The 25,221-nt window shown below is 60.8% G+C and carries 25 protein-coding genes and 1 pseudogene; 16 read left to right on the forward strand and 10 right to left on the reverse strand.

The genetic code is table 11. The features are described 5' to 3' along the window. Positions 1 to 64: 64 nt before the first annotated feature. Positions 65 to 802 (forward strand): DUF599 domain-containing protein, encoded by a 738-nt coding sequence (locus tag AACY36_RS18610; RefSeq protein ID WP_339414676.1) that lies wholly within the window; start codon positions 65 to 67, stop codon positions 800 to 802. A 90-nt stretch (positions 803 to 892) separates the two neighbouring features. Here AACY36_RS18610 and AACY36_RS18615 read toward each other — a convergent pair whose 3' ends face one another. Then, positions 893 to 1,144, reverse strand: a complete 252-nt coding sequence (locus tag AACY36_RS18615) for a hypothetical protein (RefSeq protein WP_339497414.1) — start codon at positions 1,142 to 1,144, stop codon at positions 893 to 895. Between the two features lie 157 nt (positions 1,145 to 1,301). On the opposite strand from AACY36_RS18615, the gene AACY36_RS18620 reads away from it, so the two are divergent. From AACY36_RS18620 to AACY36_RS18635, 4 genes are all read left to right on the forward strand, one after another. After that, positions 1,302 to 1,778: a PaaI family thioesterase gene (locus AACY36_RS18620; protein WP_339414675.1), complete on the forward strand. Its 477-nt coding sequence runs from the start codon at positions 1,302 to 1,304 to the stop codon at positions 1,776 to 1,778. Beyond that, entirely contained in the window at positions 1,775 to 2,212 is a 438-nt protein-coding gene (locus tag AACY36_RS18625; RefSeq protein WP_339414674.1) for a PaaI family thioesterase, read from the forward strand. The genes AACY36_RS18620 and AACY36_RS18625 overlap by 4 nt, the downstream gene beginning before the upstream one ends. Positions 2,213 to 2,316: 104 nt before the next feature. After that, positions 2,317 to 4,221 (forward strand): molecular chaperone HtpG, encoded by a 1,905-nt coding sequence (htpG, locus tag AACY36_RS18630; RefSeq protein ID WP_339414673.1) that lies wholly within the window; start codon positions 2,317 to 2,319, stop codon positions 4,219 to 4,221. A gap of 67 nt (positions 4,222 to 4,288) precedes the next feature. Beyond that, positions 4,289 to 5,017 (forward strand): dienelactone hydrolase family protein, encoded by a 729-nt coding sequence (locus tag AACY36_RS18635; RefSeq protein ID WP_339414672.1) that lies wholly within the window; start codon positions 4,289 to 4,291, stop codon positions 5,015 to 5,017. 107 nt (positions 5,018 to 5,124) lie between these two features. On the opposite strand, the gene AACY36_RS18640 is transcribed toward AACY36_RS18635, so the two are convergent. Next, positions 5,125 to 5,991 (reverse strand): pirin family protein, encoded by an 867-nt coding sequence (locus tag AACY36_RS18640; protein ID WP_339414671.1) that lies wholly within the window; start codon positions 5,989 to 5,991, stop codon positions 5,125 to 5,127. 64 nt (positions 5,992 to 6,055) lie between these two features. Then, a complete protein-coding gene (locus AACY36_RS18645) occupies positions 6,056 to 6,472 on the reverse strand; it encodes an OsmC family protein (RefSeq protein WP_314567716.1) in 417 nt (138 codons plus the stop codon). A gap of 139 nt (positions 6,473 to 6,611) precedes the next feature. Here AACY36_RS18645 and AACY36_RS18650 point away from each other — a divergent pair, with 139 nt between their 5' ends. Next, entirely contained in the window at positions 6,612 to 7,634 is a 1,023-nt protein-coding gene (locus tag AACY36_RS18650; RefSeq protein ID WP_339415038.1) for an amidohydrolase family protein, read from the forward strand. A 173-nt stretch (positions 7,635 to 7,807) separates the two neighbouring features. Beyond that, positions 7,808 to 8,286: pseudogene (locus AACY36_RS18655) on the forward strand (HAMP domain-containing protein); the annotation flags it as partial. An 80-nt stretch (positions 8,287 to 8,366) separates the two neighbouring features. Here AACY36_RS18655 and fabB read toward each other — a convergent pair. The 5 genes from fabB to AACY36_RS18680 form a co-directional block, all read right to left on the reverse strand. After that, entirely contained in the window at positions 8,367 to 9,587 is a 1,221-nt protein-coding gene (gene fabB / locus AACY36_RS18660; protein ID WP_012723103.1) for a beta-ketoacyl-ACP synthase I, read from the reverse strand. 11 nt (positions 9,588 to 9,598) lie between these two features. Continuing rightward, positions 9,599 to 10,114 carry a 3-hydroxyacyl-[acyl-carrier-protein] dehydratase FabA gene (gene fabA / locus AACY36_RS18665; RefSeq protein ID WP_003210552.1) on the reverse strand — a complete coding sequence of 172 codons (516 nt, stop codon included), beginning with the start codon at positions 10,112 to 10,114 and terminating at the stop codon, positions 9,599 to 9,601. A gap of 249 nt (positions 10,115 to 10,363) precedes the next feature. Further along, a complete protein-coding gene (locus tag AACY36_RS18670) occupies positions 10,364 to 12,265 on the reverse strand; it encodes an ATP-binding protein (protein WP_339414669.1) in 1,902 nt (633 codons plus the stop codon). Further along, the gene (locus AACY36_RS18675; RefSeq protein ID WP_339414668.1) at positions 12,262 to 13,191 is read right to left on the reverse strand and encodes an ABC transporter substrate-binding protein; all 930 of its coding nucleotides are present in this window, start codon (positions 13,189 to 13,191) and stop codon (positions 12,262 to 12,264) included. Before AACY36_RS18675 ends, AACY36_RS18670 begins: the two co-directional genes overlap by 4 nt. 1 nt (position 13,192) lies before the next feature. Next, the gene (locus tag AACY36_RS18680) at positions 13,193 to 15,313 is read right to left on the reverse strand and encodes a TonB-dependent receptor plug domain-containing protein (protein ID WP_339414667.1); all 2,121 of its coding nucleotides are present in this window, start codon (positions 15,311 to 15,313) and stop codon (positions 13,193 to 13,195) included. A 194-nt stretch (positions 15,314 to 15,507) separates the two neighbouring features. Between AACY36_RS18680 and AACY36_RS18685 the strand changes: the two genes are divergently transcribed. The 9 genes from AACY36_RS18685 to AACY36_RS18725 all read left to right on the forward strand — a co-directional run bounded on the left by AACY36_RS18685 (position 15,508) and on the right by AACY36_RS18725 (position 23,352). Then, positions 15,508 to 16,533 (forward strand): NAD(P)H-dependent glycerol-3-phosphate dehydrogenase, encoded by a 1,026-nt coding sequence (locus AACY36_RS18685; protein WP_049709214.1) that lies wholly within the window; start codon positions 15,508 to 15,510, stop codon positions 16,531 to 16,533. 10 nt (positions 16,534 to 16,543) lie between these two features. Continuing rightward, positions 16,544 to 16,891, forward strand: coding sequence for a DUF4389 domain-containing protein (locus tag AACY36_RS18690; RefSeq protein ID WP_339414664.1), 348 nt, complete (start codon positions 16,544 to 16,546; stop codon positions 16,889 to 16,891). Beyond that, positions 16,888 to 17,337: a phosphohistidine phosphatase SixA gene (sixA, locus tag AACY36_RS18695; RefSeq protein WP_339427796.1), complete on the forward strand. Its 450-nt coding sequence runs from the start codon at positions 16,888 to 16,890 to the stop codon at positions 17,335 to 17,337. Before AACY36_RS18690 ends, sixA begins: the two co-directional genes overlap by 4 nt. 85 nt (positions 17,338 to 17,422) lie before the next feature. Beyond that, a complete protein-coding gene (locus AACY36_RS18700; protein WP_339414662.1) occupies positions 17,423 to 19,072 on the forward strand; it encodes an AMP-binding protein in 1,650 nt (549 codons plus the stop codon). 30 nt (positions 19,073 to 19,102) lie between these two features. Further along, positions 19,103 to 19,546, forward strand: a complete 444-nt coding sequence (locus AACY36_RS18705) for a hotdog fold thioesterase (protein ID WP_339414661.1) — start codon at positions 19,103 to 19,105, stop codon at positions 19,544 to 19,546. Between the two features lie 97 nt (positions 19,547 to 19,643). After that, on the forward strand, positions 19,644 to 20,447 hold the full coding sequence (locus AACY36_RS18710; protein WP_339414660.1) for an alpha/beta fold hydrolase: 804 nt from the start codon (positions 19,644 to 19,646) through the stop codon (positions 20,445 to 20,447). Then, positions 20,444 to 21,298: an alpha/beta hydrolase gene (locus AACY36_RS18715; protein ID WP_339414658.1), complete on the forward strand. Its 855-nt coding sequence runs from the start codon at positions 20,444 to 20,446 to the stop codon at positions 21,296 to 21,298. The genes AACY36_RS18710 and AACY36_RS18715 overlap by 4 nt, the downstream gene beginning before the upstream one ends. 102 nt (positions 21,299 to 21,400) lie before the next feature. Further along, a complete protein-coding gene (locus tag AACY36_RS18720) occupies positions 21,401 to 22,219 on the forward strand; it encodes a DUF4892 domain-containing protein (RefSeq protein ID WP_339414657.1) in 819 nt (272 codons plus the stop codon). A 71-nt stretch (positions 22,220 to 22,290) separates the two neighbouring features. Then, complete coding sequence (locus AACY36_RS18725; protein WP_339414656.1) at positions 22,291 to 23,352, forward strand: AI-2E family transporter; 1,062 nt, start codon at positions 22,291 to 22,293, stop codon at positions 23,350 to 23,352. A 38-nt stretch (positions 23,353 to 23,390) separates the two neighbouring features. On the opposite strand, the gene AACY36_RS18730 is transcribed toward AACY36_RS18725, so the two are convergent. Further along, complete coding sequence (locus tag AACY36_RS18730; RefSeq protein WP_339414655.1) at positions 23,391 to 24,428, reverse strand: sensor histidine kinase; 1,038 nt, start codon at positions 24,426 to 24,428, stop codon at positions 23,391 to 23,393. Beyond that, a complete protein-coding gene (locus AACY36_RS18735; protein WP_339414654.1) occupies positions 24,428 to 25,192 on the reverse strand; it encodes a response regulator in 765 nt (254 codons plus the stop codon). Before AACY36_RS18735 ends, AACY36_RS18730 begins: the two co-directional genes overlap by 1 nt. Positions 25,193 to 25,221 lie beyond the last annotated feature (29 nt).

A 25,221-nucleotide genomic window follows, 5' to 3' on the forward strand; every position in this document is an offset into this window, starting at 1 on the left:
GAGCAAGCCCGCCCCCACATTTTAGACTGCGTGAACATCCACACCACCGTGTAACAGGACCCACATGTCGTTCGTCGAAACCAATCAGATCCACCTGCTTGCCGCCCTCTGGTTCGTCCTCTGCTGGGGGGGTTACACCCGCTATGCCACCTGGAAAGCCCGGGACACCGCGTGCCTCGCCAGCGTGCTGCATCTGTATCGCGAAGACTGGATGCGCCGCATGCTGTTGCGCGACAACCGCATCGCCGATGCCAGTGTGATCGGCAACCTGGAACGCAACGCCTCGTTCTTCGCCTCCAGTACCTTGATTATCCTGGCCGGCATTCTCACCGTGCTCGGCGCCTCGGAGCGCGCGGTGTCGCTGTTGGCGGACATCCCCATGGTGCAACAGGCCTCCCAAGGCATGTCAGAGATCAAGCTGCTATGCCTGGCGCTGGTATTCGTCTATGCGTTTTTCACGTTCAGCTGGTGCATGCGCCAATACAACTTCGCGGCGGTGCTGGTGGGCTCGGCACCGATGATCGGCGAGCGGCACGTGTCGGAGCAGGAGCGCAACGCATTCGCCCTGCGCGCGGCACGGGTGATCTCCATGGCCGCCAACCAGTTCAACTTTGGTCTGCGCGCTTATTACTTCGGCATGACCATGCTCGCGTGGTTTGTCAGCCCCTGGTTGTTCATGTTGATGAGCAGTGGGGTGGTGCTGGTGTTGTATCGCCGGGAGTTTCATTCCGACGTACTGCAAGTGATGGTGTATACGCAGACCGATACGCCGTTGCCGGAAGTGGTTAAAGAGACGATTTAGTTAAACCGTCAACTCTAAATGCCAGACAAAAGAAAGCCCGCTATCTAAGCGGGCTTTCTTCTTGCAGCAAAGCTATTTCAAGCCGCGGTCTCAAGAACCGGTGGCAGGGGTAGCAGGTGCTGCTTCTTTTGCGGCGGCGTCGTTCGATTCAGCCTGAGCTTTGGCAGCATCGGCATTTTCTTTCGCGGCGTCGTTCACTTTATCCTGAGCCTTCGCCATGTCTTTCTGAGCTTGCTCGGAATGTGCTGCGGCGTCTTGGGCTTTGTCTTCGGATTTCTTGTCGCAGGCAGCGAGACTGAGGGCAGCGGCCAGCATCATGGAAATAGCTAAAGTCTTGCGCATTGGGTGTTTCTCCTTATTGAAGATATCTACTGGCCTTTCGAGCATGGCGGTTCAGCATTAGTTCCTTTTGTTACGAAGATATATAAAAACAGTCACCTAGGAACTTCCATATGCGCCACCGATATTGCGAATCCATACAAATAAGAGTCCAGACACGATGACCGAAAATCCCCTGCTAGCGCGTGCGACACGCTTTGTATCGGCCTTGCGCCATTGTCAGGTGTTGGGCATTACTGCCCATCATGCCGACGCGCAGGGCGTCACACTTGTCATGCCCTACGCCGCGCATCTGGTAGGAAACCCCGCTACCGGCGTGATCCACGGCGGCGCGCTGACCTCCTTGATGGACACGGCCTGCGGCATGGCCACCTTGTGTGTATTGCCGGAATTCGAGGTGTGCCCGACCCTCGACCTGCGGGTCGATTACATGCATCCCGCCGCGCCACATAAACCGGTGTATGGCTTCGCCCAATGCTATCGAGTGACCACCGACGTGATCTTCACCCGTGGCTTCGCCTATCAGGATGACCCTCAGCAACCCATCGCCCATGTGGTGGGTACGTTCATGCGCATGGGCAAGCGCCTCAAAGGCACACAAGGGCTGGGCAGTACGATCAAGGGAGAACAGGCATGACGTACCGTTTCAAGACCCGCCTGGAGCAGGCCCATGCGCGCGGCGATTACGAGGCGCTGCTCAACCTGATCCCTTACGCCAAACTGATCGGCATCGAATGCACCCGGCTTGGAGATGAATTGCTGTTTCGGCTGCCGGCCAACAAGGACAATATTGGTAACCCGATATTGCCGGCGCTGCACGGTGGGGTGATAGCGGGGTTTATGGAGCTGTCGGCGGCGCTGCACCTACTGGTGTTTACCGGTACGCCAGGCATCCCGAAAATCATCGATTTTTCCCTGGATTACCTGCGCGCCGGGCAGTTTCGCGACACTTACGCCAAATGCCAGGTGTGGCGCCAAGGCCGACGAGTGGCAAACGTGGCGATCACCGCCTGGCAAAGCATCGCGGCCGAGCCCATCGCCACCGCTCGTGCGCATTTCAAAATCGAGTAACAGAGCTGCCCTTGAAATCCTGGTCTTAGCCCCCAACTTTGATGACAACCCGCCGCCAACCCTCAAGGGCGCGGCCACTACCATCCAATTGGAGTTTGATGACCATGAGTGTGGAAACTCAAAAGGAAACCCTGGGCTTCCAGACCGAGGTGAAGCAACTGCTGCACCTCATGATCCATTCGCTGTATTCCAACAAGGAAATCTTCCTTCGCGAATTGATCTCGAACGCCTCTGACGCTGTCGACAAATTACGTTTCGAAGCCCTGTCCAAGCCGGAGTTGCTTGAAGGTGGCGCCGAACTGAAAATCCGTGTGAGCTTCGACAAGGACGCCAAGACCGTCACCCTCGAAGACAACGGCATCGGCATGAGCCGTGAAGACGCGATTACCCACTTGGGTACCATCGCCAAATCCGGTACCGCTGATTTCATGAAGAATCTGTCGGGCGACCAGAAAAAAGATTCGCACCTGATCGGCCAGTTCGGTGTGGGCTTCTACTCGGCCTTTATCGTTGCCGATAAAGTTGAAGTGTTCAGCCGCCGTGCCGGCCTTGCCGCTGGTGAAGGCGTGCACTGGTCATCCAAAGGTGAGGGCGAGTTCGAAATCGCTACCATCGATAAGGCCGACCGTGGCACGCGTATCGTGCTGCACCTCAAAGACGGTGAAGACGAGTTTGCCGATGGCTGGCGCCTGCGCAACATTATCAAGAAGTACTCCGACCACATCGCTTTGCCCATCGAACTGCCTAAAGAACAGGCTGCTGCCGAAGGCGAAGAAGCGCAGGCCCAGGAATGGGAAGTGGTCAACCGCGCGAGCGCGCTGTGGACCCGTCCGCGTACCGAGATCAAGGACGAGGAATACCAGGAGTTCTATAAGCACATCGGTCACGACTACGAAAACCCGCTGAGCTGGAGCCACAACAAGGTCGAAGGCAAGCTGGAATACAGCTCGCTGCTCTACGTGCCGGCCCGTGCTCCGTTCGACCTGTACCAGCGTGAAGCGCCGAAGGGCCTCAAGCTCTACGTGCAGCGCGTGTTCGTGATGGACCAGGCGGAATCCTTCCTGCCGCTGTACCTGCGCTTTATCAAAGGCGTGGTCGACTCCAACGACCTGTCGCTGAACGTGTCGCGTGAAATCCTGCAGAAAGACCCGATCATCGACTCCATGAAGTCGGCGCTGACCAAGCGCGTGCTCGACATGCTGGAAAAACTGGCGAAGAACGAGCCTGAGCAATACAAAGGCTTCTGGAAAAACTTCGGCCAGGTCATGAAAGAAGGCCCTGCTGAAGATTTCGCCAACAAGGAAAAAATCGCCGGCCTGCTGCGTTTTGCCTCGACTCATGAAGAGGGCGGCGAGCAAGTTGTGTCGCTGGCCGAGTACCTGGCACGTGCCAAGGAAGGTCAGGACAAGATCTACTACCTGACCGGCGAAACCTACGCTCAGGTCAAGAACAGCCCGCACCTGGAAGTCTTCCGCAAGAAAGGCATCGAAGTGCTGCTGCTGACCGACCGTATCGATGAGTGGCTGATGAGCTACCTCAGCGACTTCGACGGCAAGTCCTTTGTCGACGTGGCCCGTGGTGACCTGGACCTGGGTAACCTGGACTCCGAAGAAGAGAAGAAAGAAGCCGAAGAAGTCGCCAAGGCCAAAGAAGGCCTGGTTGAGCGGATCAAGGCGTCCCTGGGCGAGGCTGTCAGCGAAGTGCGGGTTTCCCACCGTCTGACCGATTCCCCGGCGATCCTGGCCATCGGCGAAGCGGACCTGGGCATGCAGATGCGTCAGATCCTCGAAGCCAGCGGGCAAAAGGTTCCGGATTCCAAGCCGATCTTCGAATTCAACCCGGCTCACCCGCTGATCGGGAAGCTCGACGCCGAGCAGAACGAAGAGCGTTTTGGCGACCTGTCGCACATCCTCTTCGACCAAGCGGCCCTGGCTGCTGGCGACAGCCTGAAAGACCCGGCCGCCTATGTGCGCCGCCTGAACAAGCTGTTGGTTGAACTGTCGGTTTGACACCGTTGTAGAGAAAACCCGCCTCGGCGGGTTTTTTCGTTCTAGTGCATCTCAACTGGAGTAAATGATGAGCCAAGTCACTGTGCGTTCCGTGGTCTATCAGATTGATGGCCAGTCTTATGAAAGCCGCCTGGCGTTCGATGCCAGCCACAAAGGCCCGTTGCCGGGCCTGCTGATGGCGCCGAACTGGATGGGTGTGAGTGCGGGTGCCGAAGAGATCGCCAAAAGCGTGGCCAGCAAGGGCTACGTGGTGCTCATCGCCGACCTGTACGGGCAAACCGTGCGTCCGTCGAATGGCGATGAAGCCGGCGCAGCGATGATGCCGTTGAAGAATGACCGCCCGTTGCTGACCCAGCGTATGCAGGCGGCCTTCGAGCAGTTGCAAGGCCAGGCCGAAGCGAAGGTTGATACCTCCAGGTTGGCAACCTTTGGGTTCTGCTTTGGCGGTTGCTGCTCCCTGGAGCTGGCGCGCACCGGTGCGCCGTTGAAGGCGGCGGTATCGTTCCACGGCACCCTCGACACGCCGAATCCGGCGGATGCGAAGAACATCAAGGGTTCAGTGCTGGTGCTGCACGGTGCTTGCGACCCGTTGGTGCCGAAAGAGCAACTGCCGGCGTTTGAAGATGAAATGAGCGCGGCGGGTGTGGATTGGCAGTTGCTGAGCTACGGCGGCGCGGTACATTCCTTCACTGACCCGCATGCGAATGTGCCGGGCACGATGATGTACGACGCGAAGACCGCTGCGCGGGCCTTTCAGTCGATGCATAACTTGTTGGATGAAGTGTTCAAGGGCTAAATCCCTAGCGCTTGTTCGGGCCTCATCGCGAGCAAGCCCGCTCCCACATTCGAGCGCATTCCTACAGGGTAAACGCGGTCGAATGTGTGCGGGCTTGCTCGCGAATGCTATCTCACCGGCAACTCAATTCTCTCAGACTCACCCGGCACCGTCGGCCAATCCCCAGCCGCCCAGCGCTGCCGCGCCTGTTCGATTCTTGAGGGGTCACTCGCCACAAAATTCCAATTGATCCGCCGTGGCCCATCCAGCGCCGCGCCGCCAAATACCACCAGATGGCAGTCACTCTCGGCACACAACGTCATTTCCTGCCCGGTCGGCAACACTACCAGGCTGTGCACCTCCAACACCTCACCATCCAACTGCGCTTCACCCTCCAGCACATACACCGCGCGTTCCTCATGCTCATCAGGAATCAGCAGCGTGGTGGAGGGTTGCATGCGCACCTCTGCATACAGCGTGGGCGATAGCACCGGCACCGGCGACTTGAGGCAGAACCCATCACCCGCAATCAGGCGGATCTGCACGCCGAGGTTGTCACTCACCGGCAAGCTCGCTGCCGGGTGATGGCTGTAATGTCCCGGCCCCGTTTCGTGGTCCTTTGGTGATGCCAGCCAGACTTGCAGCCCATGCAGGCTGAAACCGCTGGCCTTGAGCGCCTCTGGCGTGCGCTCGACGTGGGCAATCGCACTGCCGGCAGTCATCCAGCTGACATCGCCGGCCTGCACCACTTGGTCCGAGCCCAGGCTGTCCTTATGCTGCAGTGCACCGTCGAACAGATAAGTGAGGGTCGACAGCCCGATATGCGGGTGCTGGCGGATGTTCATGCCATCGCCCGGCGTGTAGCGGGTGAGCAGCATATGGTCGAAAAACACAAAAGGCCCAACGCTGCGGCATTCTCGCGATGGCAAAGGGCGCAGGATCGGTTGGCCTTCGACATCTTCGGGGCGAGGGCGAATCACGGTGAGGGTGGTCATGGTGCATCCCAGTCTGAGCGGGTTGGATGCTTCTGAGCATAACCCGCTCGGTAGGATGTTGCCGCTATTGGCTGAAGGCGCCTTCCGACAATTGGGTCTCGATGCTGACCTCGGCGGTAGTCATCAACTTGTGCACCGGGCAGCGATCAGCCACGCGATGCAGCTCATCGCGTTGTTCGTCGGTGAGTACGCCCTTTAGCGTCAGCTTGACGTTGAGCTTGTATTTGCCCTTTTGCTCTTCGGTGGCGTCGTGGGTGACTTCCACGGTCACGCCGGTCAGCGGGATGTCTTTTTTCTGGGCATAAAGCCTGACGGTCAAGGCCTTGCACGACGCCAGTGCCGCGTCGAAGTAGTCATGGGGGGAGGGCGCCGAATCGTCGCCGCCCAGGCTTTTGGGCAGGTCAGTAAACAACTCATGGTTGTTGATATTGACGCTATGGCGAAAGTTGTCCTGGTTCAGGGTATTCACGGTAACAGGCATGGCAAACCTCACAGGGTGGCAGGATGAAGGTCATGCAGTTATAGAGCATGCGGGCACTTCGGTGTTCCGCGTTTTTTGCTGGATGAACCTGGCATGGCGCGCAAGGTCTACCCGTATCAGCCCTAATCGAGGTTTTACCGTGCCCTGGACTCGCCTGACCCTTGCCTTGTGGCTCGCCGCCAGTAGCCTTGCCGTGCAGGCTCGCGACTATGCCTACAGCGACGCGCACCTGCATTACGTGGATTTCTTCCAGGAAACCGCGGGCATGGACAAGCTGCTCAAGGCGATGGCCGACAACCGCATTGAGCATGTGATGATTTCCGGCATACCGGTCGCGAAGAAATGGCACGAAGACGAGCCCAAACGCCCACGCTACTACGCCGGTGATGACGCCGATGCCTATTGGTACAGCGCCACCGACGTGATCGTCGCGGCAGCCGTCAACAAACTGACCCCAGAGCAGCGCCAGCACTTTCATCCGTTCCTGTCCGGCTTCAATCCCAACGACAAGAATTCAGACGCCCATATCCAGCGCATGCTCGACCTCAACCCAGGGCTTTGGCAGGGCATCGGCGAAGTCTTCACGCGCCATGACGACCTCACAGCCATCACGGCGGGTGACACGCCGCGCGCGAATAACGAAGCCATGACACGCATCTATCACCTCGCCGCGGAAAACGACCTGCCGGTGATGCTGCACTCCAATATCACCTCCAAACGCGAGCGTAACCCGCTGTATCTCGCCGAGGTCGAGGAGCCGCTGCGCAACCATCCGCACACCCGCTTTATCTGGGCCCATGCCGGCACCAGCAAGGAAATCCACCGGCATCAGGTGCAGATGGACTTTTTGTTGCCCGCGTTGAGCCGCATGCTGGAGGCCTACCCCAACCTGTATATCGACTTGTCCTGGAGCATGCTCACGCCGTATCTACTGGACGACGCAGGTCAGCCACGCTCGGAGTGGGTAGCGCTGGTGAGGCGCTTTCCAGATCGGTTTATGGTGGGCTCGGATGTAGTCGGGCGTTTCAACAAGCTGGGTAAGGAAATGCGCCGCTTTGACCCTTTTCTAGATGCGTTGCCTGAGGAGGTTGCCAAAAAAGTCGCGCGTGACAACTTTCTTGCCGTCTTGCCTAAAGCGAGCCGCGATGGCGGAGCACGTTGATATCACGTTGTGGTCTTGCGCAATGGCCGTAATCGGCCGATTCCTTTCAGGAGCCGGCTGCAAATGGATGCAGCGCGTTTGGAAGGAGCCAAGGCATGAGTATCAGACGTCTGAATATCCCCCGCGTGCAGGATTGGGTTTTGGTGTGTTGGCGTTGATGGTGTTTGCCCTGGGCGGTTTTGCTGACACGCAGTATCGTGCAGCCGTTGGCGTAGTCGTTGAAAGTCGCCCAGGGCGTGGCCAGCGGAGACTTGACCGGTGAGGTCGGCGTGAGTGGCCGCGACGAGCCGGCGCGCTTGCAGCGGGCGCTCAAGGGCATGCAGGAGAACTTGCGCGACACCATCCGGCGTATCTCCGCGTCTTCCAACCAGTTGGCGTCGGCCTCTGAAGAACTCAGCTGTGTGACCTCGGCGGGCACGGCGCTGGAGGAAATTGCCTCGGCGTTTACCCTCATCAATGAGCGTAACCTGGTGATTGCCAGTGCGTCTGAGCAACAGGCGGCAGTGGCGCGGGAAGTGGATCGCAATTTGATGAACGTTCGCGATCTGGCGCATCAGACATCGAGGGGGCGAATCAGGCGAGTGCGGCGAGCCAGGAGTTGTCGCGGTTGGCGGTGGATTTGAATTCGATGGTGGCGCGGTTTTCTGTGTAGCGCAGCACGATCTCAAATTCAGTGACCCACAAAAAAGCCCCGAACCAGTCGGGGCTTTTCATATGATCAAACTGCGAGGTTTATTTACCCTGCCAGCGTTTCAGCACCAGGGTAGCGTTAGTGCCACCAAAGCCGAAGCTGTTGCTCATCACGGTGTCGATCTTGGCGTTTTCAACGGTCTTGGTCAGGATTGGCATATCAGCCACAACCGGATCAATCTCGTCGATGTTGGCCGAGCCGGCCATGAAGTTGCCTTCCATCATCAGCAGGCAGTAGATCGCTTCGTGAACGCCAGCGGCGCCCAGGGAGTGACCGGACAGGCTCTTGGTAGAGCTGATGGCCGGGGCCTTGTCGCCGAAAACCGCACGCACGCCTTCCATTTCCTTGGCGTCACCGACCGGAGTCGACGTGCCGTGGGTATTCAGGTAGTCGATTGGGGTGTCAACGGTAGACATTGCCATTTGCATGCAGCGGATGGCGCCTTCACCGCTTGGTGCAACCATGTCGTAGCCATCGGACGTCGCGCCGTAGCCAACGATTTCCGCGTAGATCTTGGCACCACGGGCCAGAGCGTGTTCCAGCTCCTCGACCACCACCATGCCACCACCGCCGGCAATGACGAAACCGTCACGCTTGGCGTCGTAGGCGCGGGAGGCCTTTTCCGGGGTTTCGTTGTACTGGGTGGACAGTGCACCCATGGCGTCGAACAGGAACGATTGGCTCCAATGCTCTTCTTCACCGCCGCCGGCGAACACGATGTCCTGCTTGCCCAGCTGGATCTGCTCAACGGCAGTCCCGATGCAGTGAGCACTGGTGGCGCAGGCGGAGGAGATCGAGTAGTTCACGCCCTTGATTGCAAATGGCGTGGCCAGGCAGGCCGAAACGGTACTGCCCATGGTCCGCGTAACACGGTACGGGCCAACGCGCTTCACGCCTTTTTCGCGCAGGATGTCCAGCGCTTCCATCTGGTTGAGGGTCGATGCGCCGCCGGAGCCAGCGATCAGGCCGGTGCGTACGTTGGATACCTGGTCTTCGCTCAGGCCGGAGTCGGCGATCGCGTCTTTCATCGCCAGGTAGGCGTAGGCGGCTGCGTGGCCGACGAAGCGATAGATCTTGCGATCGATCAGTTCTTCGAGGGGCAGGTCGATGGAGCCGGAAACCTGGCTACGCAGACCCATTTCGGCATATTCCGGGTTGAAGCGGATGCCAGGGCGACTTGCACGCAGGTTAGCGGTGACGGTCTCTTTGTCATTGCCCAGGCAAGAAACGATGCCCAGACCAGTGATAACGACGCGGCGCATGCGGATAACCCTTAAAAGTTGTCAGTGGAAGTGAATACGCCGACTCGAAGGCCTTCGGCAGTATAGATCTCGCGACCGTCGACAGTCACCGAACCGTCAGCGATAGCCAGGTTCAGCTTGCCCTTGAGGACGCGCTTGATTTGAATGTTGTAGGTGACTTTCTTGGCGGTCGGCAAGACCTGGCCAAAGAATTTCACTTCGCCTGACCCCAGGGCGCGACCGCGACCCGGCAGGCCTTGCCAGCCCAGGTAGAAGCCAACCAGTTGCCACATGGCGTCAAGGCCCAGGCAGCCTGGCATCACCGGGTCACCTTCGAAATGGCAGGCGAAGAACCACAGGTCCGGGGTGATATCCAGCTCGGCGACCAATTCACCTTTGCCGTACTTGCCACCTTCTTCGCTGATATGGGTGATTCGATCCACCATCAGCATGTTCGGGGCGGGCAGTTGCGCGTTACCTGGGCCGAACAGCTCACCGCGACTGCAGCGCAGCAGGTCTTCCCGAGTAAAGGCGTTTTGTTTGGTCATGCGAGCTCCTCAATAATCCCATGCGGCAGGGTAGGGCAAATCTTCCCGAACCGAATGAAGCGTTCATGCCTCATGTCGGCAGCCTACACATAGACTATTGCGTTGTAGTGAAAGTCACAGCGGCAAGGCACTGAATGTACACTTGTTCACTGAAATTTTAAACCGGGTCTGTTTATGGGCCCGTTCGGGTGCCTAAGACTGCCGCACTTTCGCCTTTCACGCCAGTCGGAGTTGGCTGATGGCGCGGCGCTATTGCACCCAACGTTGCAGTATTTGCTGCAAATCCGTGCGTTTGAACGGCTTGGCCAGGTAATCGTTCATTCCGGCTGCAAGACAGGCTTCACGGTCACCCTGCAAGGCGTTGGCGGTCAGGGCGATGATCGGCAGGTCAGCGCACCCCGGCAATTGGCGAATCTGCCGGGTGGCTTCGTAGCCATCGATCAGCGGCAGCCGGCAATCCATCAGGATCGCCGTGAAAATCAGGCTTTCGGCGCTACGGATCGCCTCGGCGCCGTCGGTGGCAATGCTCACTGCGAAGCCCAGGCTGCGCAGCATGGCTTCGACCACGGTGCGGTTGACTGGGTTATCTTCCACCAGCAGGACATGGCGGCCATCGCCGGCGCTGCCTTTGCCGTCGGCGTCGGTAGCGATGGTCGGCAAGCTCTGCTGATCAATGGCCAGGGGAATTTCCAGGGTGAACAACGAGCCACGGTCTTCTTCGCTCTGGGCGCGCAGGGTGCCGCCCATGCGTTCAGCGAGGGTACGGGCGATGGGCAGTCCCAGGCCGGTGCCGCCGTAACGTCTTGAAATGGAACTGTCGGCTTGCTGGAATGCATCGAACATCAACTCCAGGCGCTCGGTGGAAATCCCGATGCCACTGTCACGCACGGTACAGGTGAACCACACCAGCTCATGGTCGAGGGTCTGCCACTGGGGTTCAACGCTGACCGCGCCGTGCTCGGTGAACTTCAGTGCGTTGCCGATCAGGTTCACCAGGATTTGGCGGATCCGCGTCGGGTCGCCCTGCACGCGCAAGGCGTCCATTCCTTGCGGGATCGACAGCTGCAGCGCTAACCCACGCTGCTGCGCGCTGTGCTGGAAGGCCTGGGCGCAGTTGTTGATCAGGTCCGCGAGGTTGAACGGAATGTGCTCCAACTCCAGCGCGGCGCGCTCGATCCGCGAGAAGTCGAGGATGTCATTGATGACCTTGAGCAAATGCTCGGTGGACTCGCAAGCCAGCGCCGCGTACTCGGTCTGCTCCTCGGTCATCTCGGTGGTTTCCAGCAACTGCAACATGCCCAGCACACCGTTCATGGGCGTGCGCAGCTCATGACTCATCATCGCCAGGAAATCCGACTTGGCGTTGTTGGCGCGCTCGGCTTCTTCGCGGGTCTGGATCAACTGGGCCATGGCCTGCTGTTGTTCGCGACTGGCCTGATTGAGCCCTTCGGCGAGGTTATTGATATGCCGCGACAGGTCGCCGAGCTCCGAATCATCCACGATCGGCAGCGGCGTCTTGTAGTCCCCTTGCTGGATGGCCTTCACCGCATTGCCCATGGCGCTGATCGGTTGTGACAGGCTGGCGGCCAGGCGCCGTGCGAGCAGGAAGGTGAACAACAGGGCGAACAGCGCCAGGATGCCGGCCTTCAACAGGATCTCCTGCTGGCGCTGGCTGAACGCGTCGTTGGACATGCCGACGATCACCCGGCCCAGGTAGTCCTCACGCGGTGCCTTGGGTTCGTTGAGGGTGTCCTGGAAGAAGTCATTGCCCAACTGGATGTGTTGCAGGCGAATCGGCGCCTGGAACACTTTTACCGACAGCGAACGGTCGTGGTGCTCTGAAGGTTGCTCGACGTACACCAGAATGTTCTCGCTGCTGTCCTGGATCTCCAGGAAGCGCACATGGGGCGTGGCCAGCGTGGCGCGCAACAGGCTATCAAGCACATCATTGTTGCCGGAAATCACCCCGTATTCGGTGGCGGGCGCCAGTTGGTTCGCGATCAATTGGCCGGTGTGGTCCAGTTCCTGGCGCAGGTCCTGGATACGCACGAAGGTAAAGAAGCTGATCAACAGCAACGTCAGCAACAGTGCCGGGCCCAGGGTGATGAGCTGGGTACGGGTGTTGATATCCCAACGGCGACGCAAGGTCATGGGCGTTTTTCTCCTTCGGCCAATCGCGTGGCAACGCTGGCTTCGTCCACCTGTTCGATCCCCAGTGAGCGCGCGACTTGCGGGTTGCCCACGACTTTGAAGTGTTCCGGATACAGCGAACTCGGCCAATGGGCTGGCGGATGGTCGAGCAGGCGGTCGAGCACGCGCAGCCAGTCGTCCTGGTCGCTGTAGGTGCTGGCCAGGCTGCCGGCCCGCACAAAGCCCGCATTTGGGCCCACCAGCGGCAATTGCTGGGCATAGCTGCTCAGCAACAGGTTCTTCGCGGTTTTCGGGTTGTACAACTGCGGGTCGTCGAGGCCGAGCAACACGTCACTTTTTCTGAACAGGGTTTGTAGCGGCCGACTGTCATTTATGTTGTCCCAGCGCTGCGGCACGATTTCCAGGCCCAAGGGCGTGGCGTGCTGGCGCAATTCGGGCAGGAGAAATTCACTTTCGGTGCCATAGAGCACGCCGATGCGCCGTGCTCGGGGAAGGATGCCGGTGATCAGGCGCAATTGGCGCTCCAGCGGCGGGTCGCTCCACAACAGGCTGATGCGTGGGTGCTGCGTTGTGCCCAGGCGCTGGTGGGCCTGCACCCGACTGATGCGCAGCACCAGGGTCGGCGGGCCCAGGGTGTCCTGCAGGCGCCAGTCGAGACCGGGCAGGTCGAGCAAGATCAGGCGCGTGTTGGCCGGCAGGTGGCTGGGAGCCGGTAAATCCTTGAGGGCGGTGAAAGTGACGTGGTCTTCGGGGCGTTGTTGGGCCAGCGCCTGGGCAAAGGCTTGCACGCCCGCGCCGTCTTCGGCGGCGGTCAGCAGGATATCGGCGCTCCAGGCAGGAGCGGCAAACAGCAGGCAACCGAGCAGCGCAGCGCGTCGCCAGAACGTATTGACAAAAGAACGGGTCATCCGTGACGAGTCGCCCATGTCAGAACTCTAACTCCGCGCTGAAGTAGAGCACGTGGCGACTGTCATAATTGTTATCGGCCCAGGTGGTGGGCTGGTTGTCGAGGCGTTGTTGCAGCATGCCGGCCAGCTCCACATTGGCTTTGCCCAGGGCAATGCGCTTGGCCACCCGCAGGTCGGCCCGTTCGAAGCGATAGCCGTTGAGTGCGTCGTCGCCATAGTAGAACAGCGCGCTCGACCAGCCCTGACCCCATTCACGCAACCAGCCGGCGGAGCCACTGTTACGCGCGGTTTGTGCTTTATCACGCGGGTTACTGCTGGTGGCATCGACGTAAGCATAGGTCAGCCGCAGGCGGTCGGCGTTGCTCACGCGCCAGTCGAACTGGGATTCAGCACCGGTAAACCGAGAGCTGTTGGCGTTGCTGGCAATGTATTGGTTATTGCGCAGCGGCGAGCTGATCATGTTGGTGATCTCGTCGTAGAACAGTTTCACGTCCATGTTCAGCCCGATGTCGGCAAAAAAGCCGTTGTACCCTAGTTCCCTCGATTTCATCATCTCTTTATCGAGGTTGCCCGGGCCCCGGGTCTTTACGAAGTATTGCCCGGTGGTCTGCCCATAGGCCGGGGAGCCGAGGTTGGTGACGCGATAGCTCCAGTTGACATTGTTCTCGAACATGTCCGGCGAGCGGATCGCTTCGGAATACACCGCGCGCAGGCCGTGGCGCGGGTTGATCAGGTAGTTGACGGCCACCCGTGGCGTCAGCGAGTTGCCGCTCAGGTGCGTGTCTTCGTACATCGCGCCGCCTTGCAGCAGCCAATGCTCGCTGGCGCGCCATTCCAACTGGCCGAACAGACGCCAGGTGCTGTCGTCCAGAGTGCCGTTGAAATAGGTGTCGGAGTCGGCGCGGTCGTAGCGGTAGTTCATGCCGCTGACCAGGCGCAGGCTGTCGGACAGGCTGAGAGTGTCCTGAATCTCCAGGTCGTAGCGGCTTTCGCGAGTGCTTTGGTCGATGTCACCGCACACGCTCTGGTTGGCGCCGTTACGCCATTGGTCCAGCACCTGGTCGGCCAGGGCTTGCTCGGCGGGGCTGCCCGGTGGCGCACTGCCTTGGCTGTAGGTGTCCATGTGCCGGGCCAGCCGTTCGGCATAATTGGGGTTCAACTGCCATAACTGGGTCAGCTCCGGGCTGAACGAGACCTTGGCATCACAGGCGTTCCAGATTTGCCGGCGATCCCACTGTTGGGCCGAGCCCTGGATATACAGGCTGTGGTCAGGATTGAAATCAAAATTCCAGCGCAGGGAACCCGCGTAGTCTTTGGCTGTGACGTCGGAATTGTTACCGCCTTCGGTAATCCCGGCAAACACTGGAGTGTAGGTATAAGGTCGTTGGTTGGTGCCTTCCTTTGCATCCAACTGCACGTCGATGCTCTGTTGGGTGTTCAGCGTCTGGCTGATCGCCAGGCTGAAGCGGTTGAGGCGGCGGCCGTCACGGCGGTCGGCGCCGGCAGCGTCGCTGTCGAAACCGTCGTCCTGTTGCCCGGAGAGGGACAAGCGCAAGTCGCCGGTTTCCCAGCCTGCGCCCTGGCTGGCATAGAAGTCGTTGATGCCGCGTGCGCCACGCACCACCTTGACCCGCGAGCCATGGCTGTTGGCCGGCGAGCGCGTGAGGATGTTGACGACCGCCATCAAGGCATTGGCGCCGTAGCTGACGGTGTTGGGGCCGCGGAACACTTCGATGCGCTCGATATCTTCCATGGCGACCGGAATGTCGCTCCAGTCCACGGTGGCCAGGCCCGCGCGATACACCGAGCGGCCGTCTATCAGCACCTGCATGCGCCGCGCATCGCTGGCACTGGTGCCATGGTAGTTCACCGTCGCCTGGTTGCCGGTGGTGTAGCCGACCATCATCCCTGGTACCAGCCGCAGCAGTTCACTGATATCCCGCGCGCCACTGGCCTTGATCAGCTGGCTGTCGATCACGGTCATACTGCCAGGCACGGCGGCGGCCGATTGCTTGAGGCGCGTGGCGGTCAACACTTGGGGCAGGGGCTGGCTGTCGAGGAACAGGTCATCGGCCATGACCGGCGCGCTGCACAGCGGCATCAGCCACAGAAGTAGACGAGGAGGAGGGCCCAAATACACGGCACGGCCTTGATAATTGCGGATAGCCGCCCATGTTAACTGAGGTGGGGCCTTTTGCCAGTCGTCGGACTTGTAATTACTTCATGTAAATTTGCCATTTTCCGGCAAACGCATGAATTGATACGGGGGCTGGCCGCAAGCGGGTCGGCCCGTATAATGCGCCATCGCCACTGGTATGGATTAACGGATTGCATATGACTGAACAGCGCCCTATCGCGGTCCTGGGAGGCGGAAGTTTTGGTACCGCCGTGGCAAATTTGCTGGCCGAAAACGGTCACGCTGTGCGCCAGTGGATGCGCGATCCCGAACAGGCCGAGGCCATTCGGGTTAACCGGGAAAACCCGCGTTACCTCAAAGGCATCAAGATTCATCCGGCGGTCGAGCCTGTCACCGACCTGCTGGAAACCCTCACAGCCTGCGACCTGTGTTTTGTCGCGCTGCCGTCCAGCGCACTGCGTTCGGTGTTGGCGCCTCACGCTGAACGCCTGGCGGGCAAGCTGCTGGTCAGCCTGACTAAAGGCATCGAGGCGCAGACCTTCAAGCTGATGAGTGAAATCCTTGAAGAAATCGCTCCTCAGGCGCGCATTGGCGTGCTGTCCGGGCCGAACCTGGCGCGGGAAGTGGCCGAGCACGCGCTGACCGCCACCGTGGTCGCCAGTGAAGACGAAGCGCTCTGCGAGCGCGTCCAGGCCGTGCTGCATGGCCGGACCTTCCGCGTCTATGCCAGCAACGACCGCTTTGGCGTCGAACTGGGCGGTGCGCTGAAAAACGTCTATGCGATCATCGCCGGCATGGCCGTGGCGCTGGGCATGGGCGAAAACACCAAGAGCATGCTGATCACCCGCGCCTTGGCCGAGATGACCCGTTTTGCCGTGAACCAGGGCGCCAACCCGATGACCTTCCTGGGGCTGGCGGGTGTGGGCGACTTGATCGTCACCTGCTCCTCGCCGAAAAGCCGCAACTACCAGGTGGGTTTCGCCCTCGGCCAGGGCTTGAGCCTGGACGACGCGGTCACGCGCCTGGGTGAAGTGGCCGAAGGCGTCAACACCCTCAAGGTGCTCAAGGCCAAGGCCCAGGAGGCCGGCGTGTATATGCCGCTGGTCGCCGGGCTGCACGCTATCCTGTTTGAAGGGCGCACCTTGGACCAGGTCATCGAGCTGCTGATGCGCGCCGAGCCGAAAACCGATGTCGACTTTATTTCCACCAGTGGTTTCAACTGAGGAACGCGTCATGAACGATCCAAAAGCAGCGCCCAAGTACGAATCCATTGGCCTGCGCATTCTGTGGATGCTGGTGTTTGCCCTGGTGTGGCAGGTGGCTCAGTTCCTGCTCGGCGCGCTGGTGGTGGTGCAGTTGATCTACCGCTTGATCTATGGCGCACCGAACCTGGGCCTGATGAACTTCGGCGACAGCCTCAGCCAGTTCCTGGCGCAGATCGGCCGTTTCGGCAGCTTCCACTCCGAACAGAAACCATGGCCGTTCGCCGACTGGCCGACCCCGCGCGCACCCGAGGGCGAAGCCGCCCACAGTGTGCCGCCAGCGCCGCACCCGGTGCGTGATGAGGAGCCAAAGCTGTGAAGTTGTGGATTTTGCGTCACGGCGAAGCAGAAGCCCATGCCCCCTCCGACGCTCAGCGCAACCTCACCGAACACGGGCGCGCCGAAGTGTTGCGCAGTGCTGCGCACCTGATTGGCCAACCCCTCAGCGCCATCATCGCCAGCCCCTATGTGCGGGCGCAGCAGACCGCGCACCTGGTGCGTGAGGCCTTGGGTTTCGAGCCGGATATTCGCACGGTGCCGTGGCTGACGCCGGAGGGCAATCCTTTGCAGGTGCTGGAAAAGCTCGACACCGATGACAACGTGCTGCTGGTCAGCCACCAGCCGTTGGTGGGCAGCCTGATCAGCTTTCTGCAGCATGGTCACCAGCGTCAGCCGCAGCCGATGCACACCGCCAGCCTGGCGGAACTGGAGGGGGATTTCCCGCTGGCGGGGCTGATGAGCCTGGTCGGTGTGAAACACCCGTAGGCTATATCGCTGCTTTGTGTGTGCTATATATTCAACCAAGCAAGTGCTTGGTTGGCTATCGTCGGACCACAAAGGAGCGCGTCCCATGCCCGTCGCTTTTCGTTTGCCGTTGCAGGTCTTCTTTGAACGTGAAGCGCGCCACCCGCGTCAGACCTTTCTGGTCCAGCCCGTTGGCGGCAGCGAGGTGCAACGCCTCAGTTGGGGCGATGTCGGCCACCAGGCCCGTTGCGCCGCGCAGTGGCTGCGTGCTCGCGAGTTGCCCCAGGGCTCGCACATTGCCCTGATCTCGAAAAACTGCGCGCACTGGATCATTGCCGACCTGGCGATCTGGATGGCCGGGCACGTCTCTGTGCCGCTGTACCCCAACCTCACCGCCGACTCCGTTGCCCATGTGCTCAGCCATTCCGAGGCGGCACTGGTGTTTATCGGCAAGCTCGACGATTGGCCCGCCATGGCACCCGGTGTGCCGGCGGGTGTGCCGACCATCAGCCTGCCACTGTGCCCGTCGGGCGCGTTCGATTTCAGTTGGGCCGACCTGCAAGCCTGCCCGTCGATTCATGACGACCCCCAGCCTGCCGCTTCGGACCTGGCCACCATCATCTATACCTCCGGCACCACCGGCCTGCCCAAAGGCGTGATGCACAGCTTTGGCGCCTTGGGGTTTGCCACCACCCGCGGCACCGAGTTATTCGGGCTGGGGGAGGGCGACCGGCTGTTGTCCTACCTGCCGTTGTGCCATGTGGCGGAGCGGATGTTTGTGGAGATGGCGTCGATTTACACTGGGCAAACGGTTTATTTCGCAGAAAGCCTGGATACTTTTTTGACCGATCTGCGTAGGGCACGTCCGACCGCACTGTTTGGCGTGCCGCGGATCTGGAGCAAATTCCAGATGGGCGTCTACGCCAAGATCCCGCAAAAGCGCCTCGATACCTTGCTGCGCCTGCCCTTTATCGGCAAACGTGTAGGCCACAAGGTACTTGCCGGCCTGGGCCTGGACGCGTTGCGCATCGCACTGTCCGGCGCGGCGCCCGTGCCTGAGGCGCTGCTGCGCTGGTACCAACGCCTGGGCCTGGATGTGCTCGAGGTGTATGGCATGACCGAGAGCTGCGGCTACTCCCATGTGTGTCGTCCCGGCCAGCAGATCCTCGGCTGGATTGGCCTGCCGTGCCCCGGTGTTGAAGTGCGCATCGACCCCTCGGGCGAAGTGCAGGTGCGCAGCGGTGCGACCATGCTCGGCTACTTCAAGGACCCACAGAAAACCTGCGAGACCCTCACCGCCGATGGTTTCTTGCGTACCGGCGACAAGGGCGAGCAGGATGCCGATGGCCGTTTGCGCCTGACCGGGCGGCTCAAGGAAATCTTCAAGACCAGCAAAGGCAAATACGTAGCCCCGGCGCCGATCGAAAACCGCCTGGCCGAACACTCGCGCATCGAGCAGGTGTGCGTAGTGGGCGACGGCCTGGCTGCGCCAATCGGCCTGTGTGTGCTGTCGGCGGGGAGCCAGGACCGGCAAGTGCTGCGCAGCAGCCTTGAGCGCCTGTTGGAACAGGTCAACGGCGCCTTGGACAAGCATGAGCGTTTGCGTCAACTGGTGGTGGTGAACGAAAACTGGGCGGTGGAAAACGGCTTTCTGACCCCGACCCTGAAGATCAAGCGCAACGTGATCGAATCGACCTACGGTGCACAATTGCAGGCGTGGAGCGAGCGTTCCGAATCGGTTCTGTGGCAGGATTAGGCCCATCATAAAACCAAGAAGGACACTTGTATGAGCCTGTGGCGCACCCAGCCGAATATCGAGCAACTCAATGCCATGCAGAAAAACACCATCGGTGAGCTGCTGGATATTCGCTTCGACAGCGTGGACGACGAGTCCCTGACCGCCAGCATGGTGGTCGATCATCGCACCCATCAACCCTACGGCTTGCTGCACGGTGGTGCGTCGGTGGTGTTGGCAGAAACCGTCGGCTCGACGGCCGCCTACCTGTGTATTGATCCCGCCAAGTTCTATTGCGTCGGCCTTGAGGTCAACGCCAACCACCTGCGTGGTGTGCGCAGCGGGCGGGTGACTGCCGTAACGCGCGCGATTCACATCGGCCGCACTACTCAGGTGTGGGACATCCGCTTGACCAGCGACGATGGCAAAGCCAGTTGTATCTCGCGCCTGACCATGGCGGTGGTACCGCTGGGCGAGAACCCCCCGGCGCGATAGGCGTGGCGTGAGTGTCATCATTCCTGGCAGTTACAGTCATTGCTGTGCCGGCCAGGCATGGTGACAATCAATCTCTGTTTTTGTAGATGGATCCGGTATGTCGCAGCATGTGTTTTTTGCCCACGCCAATGGCTTCCCTTCGGCCACCTACGGCAAGCTGTTTGCCGCCCTGGCCCCGGAATACAAGGTGGCTCATCTGCCGCAGCACGGTCATGATCCCAGGTTTCCGGTGGATGATAATTGGCAGAACCTGGTGGACGAGTTGATCCACCACCTTGAGCAGCAGCCGGAACCGGTGTGGGGGGTGGGCCATTCCTTGGGCGGCGTGTTGCATCTGCACGCGGCCATGCGTTGCCCGCAGTTGTATCGCGGTGTGGTGATGCTCGATTCGCCGGTGCTGACCCGCGCCGACCGCTGGGTAATTCGCGCGGCCAAGCGCTTGGGTTTCATCGACCGCCTGACCCCGGCTGGACGCACCCTGGGCCGTCGCGAGGAATTTACCGACCTAGAGGCTGCGCGCAGTTACTTCGCCGGCAAGACCTTGTTCCGTGGCTTTGACCCGGAATGCTTCGACGCTTACCTGCAACATGGTTTGTATCAGGTGGGTGATCGCCTGCGCCTGCGCTTTGACCCGGCCACAGAAATCAGCATCTACCGTGGCGTGCCGCACACCAGCCCGGGCCAGGTGCGCCAACTGAAGGTGCCGCTGGCGGTGGTGCGCGGCCGACAGAGCCGCGTAGTGATGCGTCACCACGCCAGCGGCGTCGGACGTCTGCCCATGGGTGAAATGCTCACCATGCCCGGCGGCCATATGTTCCCCCTTGAGCGCCCCCAAGACACCGCGACCTTGATCAAGAACCTGTTCTCCCGCTGGGAAACGCGCGAGCGTAGTTGCGCATGAGCACACCCGTCGAGGACGTCCGCCTGAGCCTGCCGCATATCGAACTGGCGGCCCACCTGTTCGGCCCCGAGGACGGTGTGCCGGTGATCGCGCTGCATGGCTGGCTGGACAACGCCAACAGCTTTGCGCGACTGGCCCCGAAACTTCAGGGTTTGCGCGTCGTTGCGCTGGATATGGCCGGGCACGGGCATTCGGCGCATCGTCCTACAGGCGCCGGTTATGCCTTGTGGGATTACGTCTATGACGTGCTGCAAGTCGCCGAGCAACTCGGGTGGAAACGTTTTGCATTACTTGGTCACTCTCTCGGCGCTATCGTGTCTCTGGTGCTCGCCGGTGCGTTGCCGGAGCGCGTAACGCACCTGGGATTGATCGACGGCGTCATCCCGCCGACGGCCAACGGTGAGAACGCCGCCGAGCGGCTGGGCATGGCGTTGCAAGCGCAATTGAACCTGCAGGACAAGCGCAAGCCGGTCTATAACACCCTGGATAGCGCCGTCGAAGCGCGCATGAAAGGCGTGGTAGCGGTCAGTCGCGAAGCCGCAGAACTGCTGGCCCAGCGCGGTTTGATGCCGGTGCCGGGTGGTTACACCTGGCGTACCGATAGCCGCCTGACCCTGGCTTCGCCGATGCGCCTGACCGACGAACAAGCCATGGCCTTCGTGCGGCGCGTAAGGTGCCCTACGCAGTTAGTGGTCGCTGCCGACGGCATGCTGGCGAAACATCCCGAATTGCTTTCCCAGCTACCCTTTACCGTGACCACGCTGCCCGGTGGCCATCATTTGCACCTGAATGATGAGTCTGGGGCGCTCCTTGTTGCAGACTGTTTCAATCGGTTCTTCCGAGCGCCTTGACTTGGGGCGGTCAACTGCCGAGGCTGGGCGGATTGAAAAGGAGTCAACCATGAACAACTTCGACATCGCTATGACCAACGATGGCCAGGGCTCGTTGATCTTATGAGCGTGCGTAACGGATGTATCCGTGTCTTGGGCTTAAGCCTGCTTAGCCCGTTGGTATTCGCCGCCGACCTACCGGGTAGCCAGGACCTGCCCGCCGTGGCCCGCCAGGTCGATTCGCAAATCGTCGATTACCGGCCCGCTGAAGAAAAAGAACGGATCTACCCCATGGGCGCGATCCGCAAGATCAGCGGCCAGTTGCGCTATGAAGACCAGGCCATCGCGCGCGGCCAAGCCACCGCCATCACCTATGAGTTGCCCGCCGAACACAGCTCCAGCGCCGCGTTTACCGCGACGCGTGAAGCGTTGCAGGAAAAGGGCGCGCAGTTGTTATTCTGGTGCAATGCCCGCGATTGTGGTGAAAGCAGCCTGTGGGCCAATGAGATTTTCGGCAACGCCAAGTTGGTCGGCGCCGACAGCCAGCAGGAATACGTGTTGCTGCGTCTGGCCGAGCCACAGGCCAACTCCCTGGTCGCGCTCTATGGCATCACCCGGGGCAATCGCCGCGCCTATCTGCATGTGGAGCAATTGGACGCCAGCGCGCCATTGGGCCATCTATTGCCGACCTCGGCGACCCTGTCGCGCGAGCTGAAAAGCACCGGTGAGCTGGACTTCCCCGCGCTCGCCGGCGCACCCGACACCACCTGGCTGACCTTGATTTCCCGTGGGTTGAACCTCGACACCACGTTGCGCGTCAGTTTGACCGGGCCGAACGCCGAAGCGTGGCGCCAGGGCCTGATCGACAAAGGCGTGCGCGCTGCTCGCCTGGAAACCGGCGCCGGTGATGCCAAAGGCCTGCGCGTGCATCTGATACGCTAGGCGTGACCAGGCGAACGGACCCGCTTCGTTCGCCTAAGCTGTCTTCCTAAGCCTTCTTCTAGAGATACCCCATGCTCAATAACGATCGCCTACTGGTGCAAATCCTGCTGCTGGTGCTGTTTGGTGCCAGTCTATGGGTGATGGCGCCGTTCTGGTCGGCGCTGTTCTGGGGCGCGGTGCTGGCGTTTGCCAGTTGGCCACTGATGGTCCTGCTCACGCGTTGGCTCGGCGGCCGGGAGTCTTTGGCGGCCGCCATCCTGACGCTGGGCTGGATCTTGCTGGTGGCGGTGCCGCTGGTGTGGATGGGCTTCAACCTCGCGGACCATGTGCGCGACGCGGTGGCGTTGATCAAGGATATCCAGGTCGACGGCTTGCCGGCGGCGCCCACCTGGCTCGGTTCGATTCCCTTTGTCGGCGAGCGGCTGGTGGCAACCTGGGACAGCATCGACCAACAAGGCGCGGCCTTGATGGTCAGCATCAAACCGTACCTGGGGCAGGTTGGCAATTGGTTGCTGGCGCGCAGTGCGCAGATCGGCGGCGGCATTCTTGAACTGACGTTGAGCCTGGTGTTCGTGTTCTTTTTCTATCGAGACGGGCCGCGCTTGGCGATGTTCGTCCACCGTTTATTGGAACGCTTGATCGGCGAACGCGCGGGCTACTACATCGAACTGGTGGCTGGCACCGTACAACGGGTGGTCAACGGCGTGATTGGCACCGCCGCCGCCCAGGCGGTGCTGGCACTGATCGGCTTTCTGATCGCCGGCGTACCGGGCGCGCTGGTGCTGGGCGTCGTCACCTTCCTGCTCAGCCTGATCCCCATGGGCCCGCCGCTGGTGTGGATCCCTGCCACGGCCTGGCTGGCCTGGAAAGGCGATTACACCTATGCGGTGTTCCTCGGTGTATGGGGCACGTTCATCATCAGCGGCGTGGACAACGTGCTCAAGCCCTACCTGATCAGTCGGGGCGGCAACCTGCCGCTGGTCATTGTGCTGCTCGGCGTGTTCGGTGGCTTGATTGCCTTTGGTTTTATCGGCCTGTTTATCGGCCCGACCTTGCTGGCGGTGGCCTACAGCCTGTTGACGGATTGGAGTGCGACCCAGGCTCAGGCGCGTCTGGAAGATAAGCCGCTGTAACGGTTGTATGAGGCCTAATGTGGGAGTGGTGCTGGCCCTCAGGTCCTGGGCAACCACATCACGGCAGTCAGTCCACCACTTGGGGTTTCCTCCAGGTTCAGGCGACCGCCGAGGCGTTCCGCCGCTTCCTTGGAAATCGTCATGCCCAGGCCGACGCCGCCGGAGTTGCGGTTGCGTGAGCCTTCGAGCCGGTAGAACGGCTCGAACACCGCTTCACGCTTGTCGGCGGCGATGCCGGGGCCATGATCAATGACGCGGATGACCAGTGCCTCGCGACTGTCCGTCAGCTCGATGCGTGCCGAGCCGGCATAACGCAAGGCGTTGTCGATCAGGTTATTCAGGCACGAACGCAAGGCCATCGGCTGTACTTGCAACGGCGCGCAGGTGCCGGCGAATTGCACATCCGAACCCTGGTCCTGGGCGTTTTCGCTCATCGACTCCACCAGCGCTTGCACGTCCAGCCAATGCCGGGTTTCGCTGGTGCGTTGTTCGTGCAGGTAGCTCAGGGTGGCGTCGAGCATGCCGATCATGTCGTCCAGGTCCTGGCGCATCTGGCCCTGCAGCCGCGTATCTTCGATCTGTTCCAGGCGCAGCTTGAGGCGTGACAGTGGGGTGCGCAGGTCATGGGAGACCGCACCGAGCATGCGCGCGCGTTGGCTGACCTGTTCGCGGATGCGTTTTTGCATCAGGTTGAAGGTCGATGCCGCCTGCCGCGCTTCCAGCGGCCCGGACTCTTCCAGCGGCGGGCTGTCAAGGTCCAGGCTTAAACGCTCGGCCGCCTCGCTGAGGCGTTGAATCGGTCTGCTCAACAGCTTGGCCCCGTACCAGGCGGCGATAATCAGTGAGACAAATTGAAACGTCAGGGGCACCACCGGGCCGCCAAACCAGGGGCGGTGGTGCTCTTTGCGCTCCGGTACCCTTGTTCCGTCCGGTTGCTCGATAAACCGCTCAGGCGGTGGCGGCGGCGGTTGGCCGTAATGGTGGAACCAGAAGAACGCCAGCGCGTGGGCCAGCACAATCGCCACGAGCAACACGCCAAACAGCCGACCAAACAGCGTGTTGAAGGGCGCACGCATCAGCCGATATCTCGCGCATCGAACAGGTAGCCTTCGCCACGCACGGTCTTGATCAACTGCGGTGCCTTGGGATCATCCCCGAGTTTCTGCCGCAGGCGCGATACCAGCAAGTCGATGCTGCGATCAAAGGCTTCAATTGATCGGCCACGGGCTGCATCCAGCAACTGCTCGCGGCTCAGTACGCGGCGCGGGCGCTCGATAAACACCCACAGCAAGCGGAATTCCGCGTTGGACAGCGGCACCACCAAACCATCGTCGGCCACCAGCTGGCGCAGCACACTGTTCAGGCGCCAGTTGTCGAAGCGGATATTCGTGCGCTGTTCAGTACGGTCGTCACGCACGCGGCGCAGGATGGTCTGGATGCGCGCCACCAGTTCGCGCGGCTCGAACGGCTTGGACATGTAGTCATCGGCGCCCAGTTCCAGGCCGATAATGCGGTCGGTGGGTTCGCAGCGGGCGGTGAGCATCAGGATCGGGATGTCCGATTCCGCGCGCAGCCAGCGGCACAGCGAGAGGCCGTCCTCGCCTGGCAGCATCAGGTCGAGCACCACCACGTCAAAGGTTTCGGCGTGCATGGCTTGGCGCATCGCGGTGCCGTCGATGACGCCGGTGGCGAGAATGCCGAAGCGTGCCAGGTAGTCGATCAGCAGTTCGCGGATCGGCACATCGTCGTCAACGATCAGCGCACGAGTGTTCCAGCGCTTGTCGTCGGCGATCACCGCGGCTTTTTGCTCGTCGTTCATAAAGACGGAAGGGGTGTGCATAATGCAATCATCTGCCTGGTCGTTGCGGT

Source organism: Pseudomonas sp. EA_15y_Pfl1_P101 (assembly GCF_963970835.1).
Taxonomy (GTDB): domain Bacteria; phylum Pseudomonadota; class Gammaproteobacteria; order Pseudomonadales; family Pseudomonadaceae; genus Aquipseudomonas; species Aquipseudomonas tritici.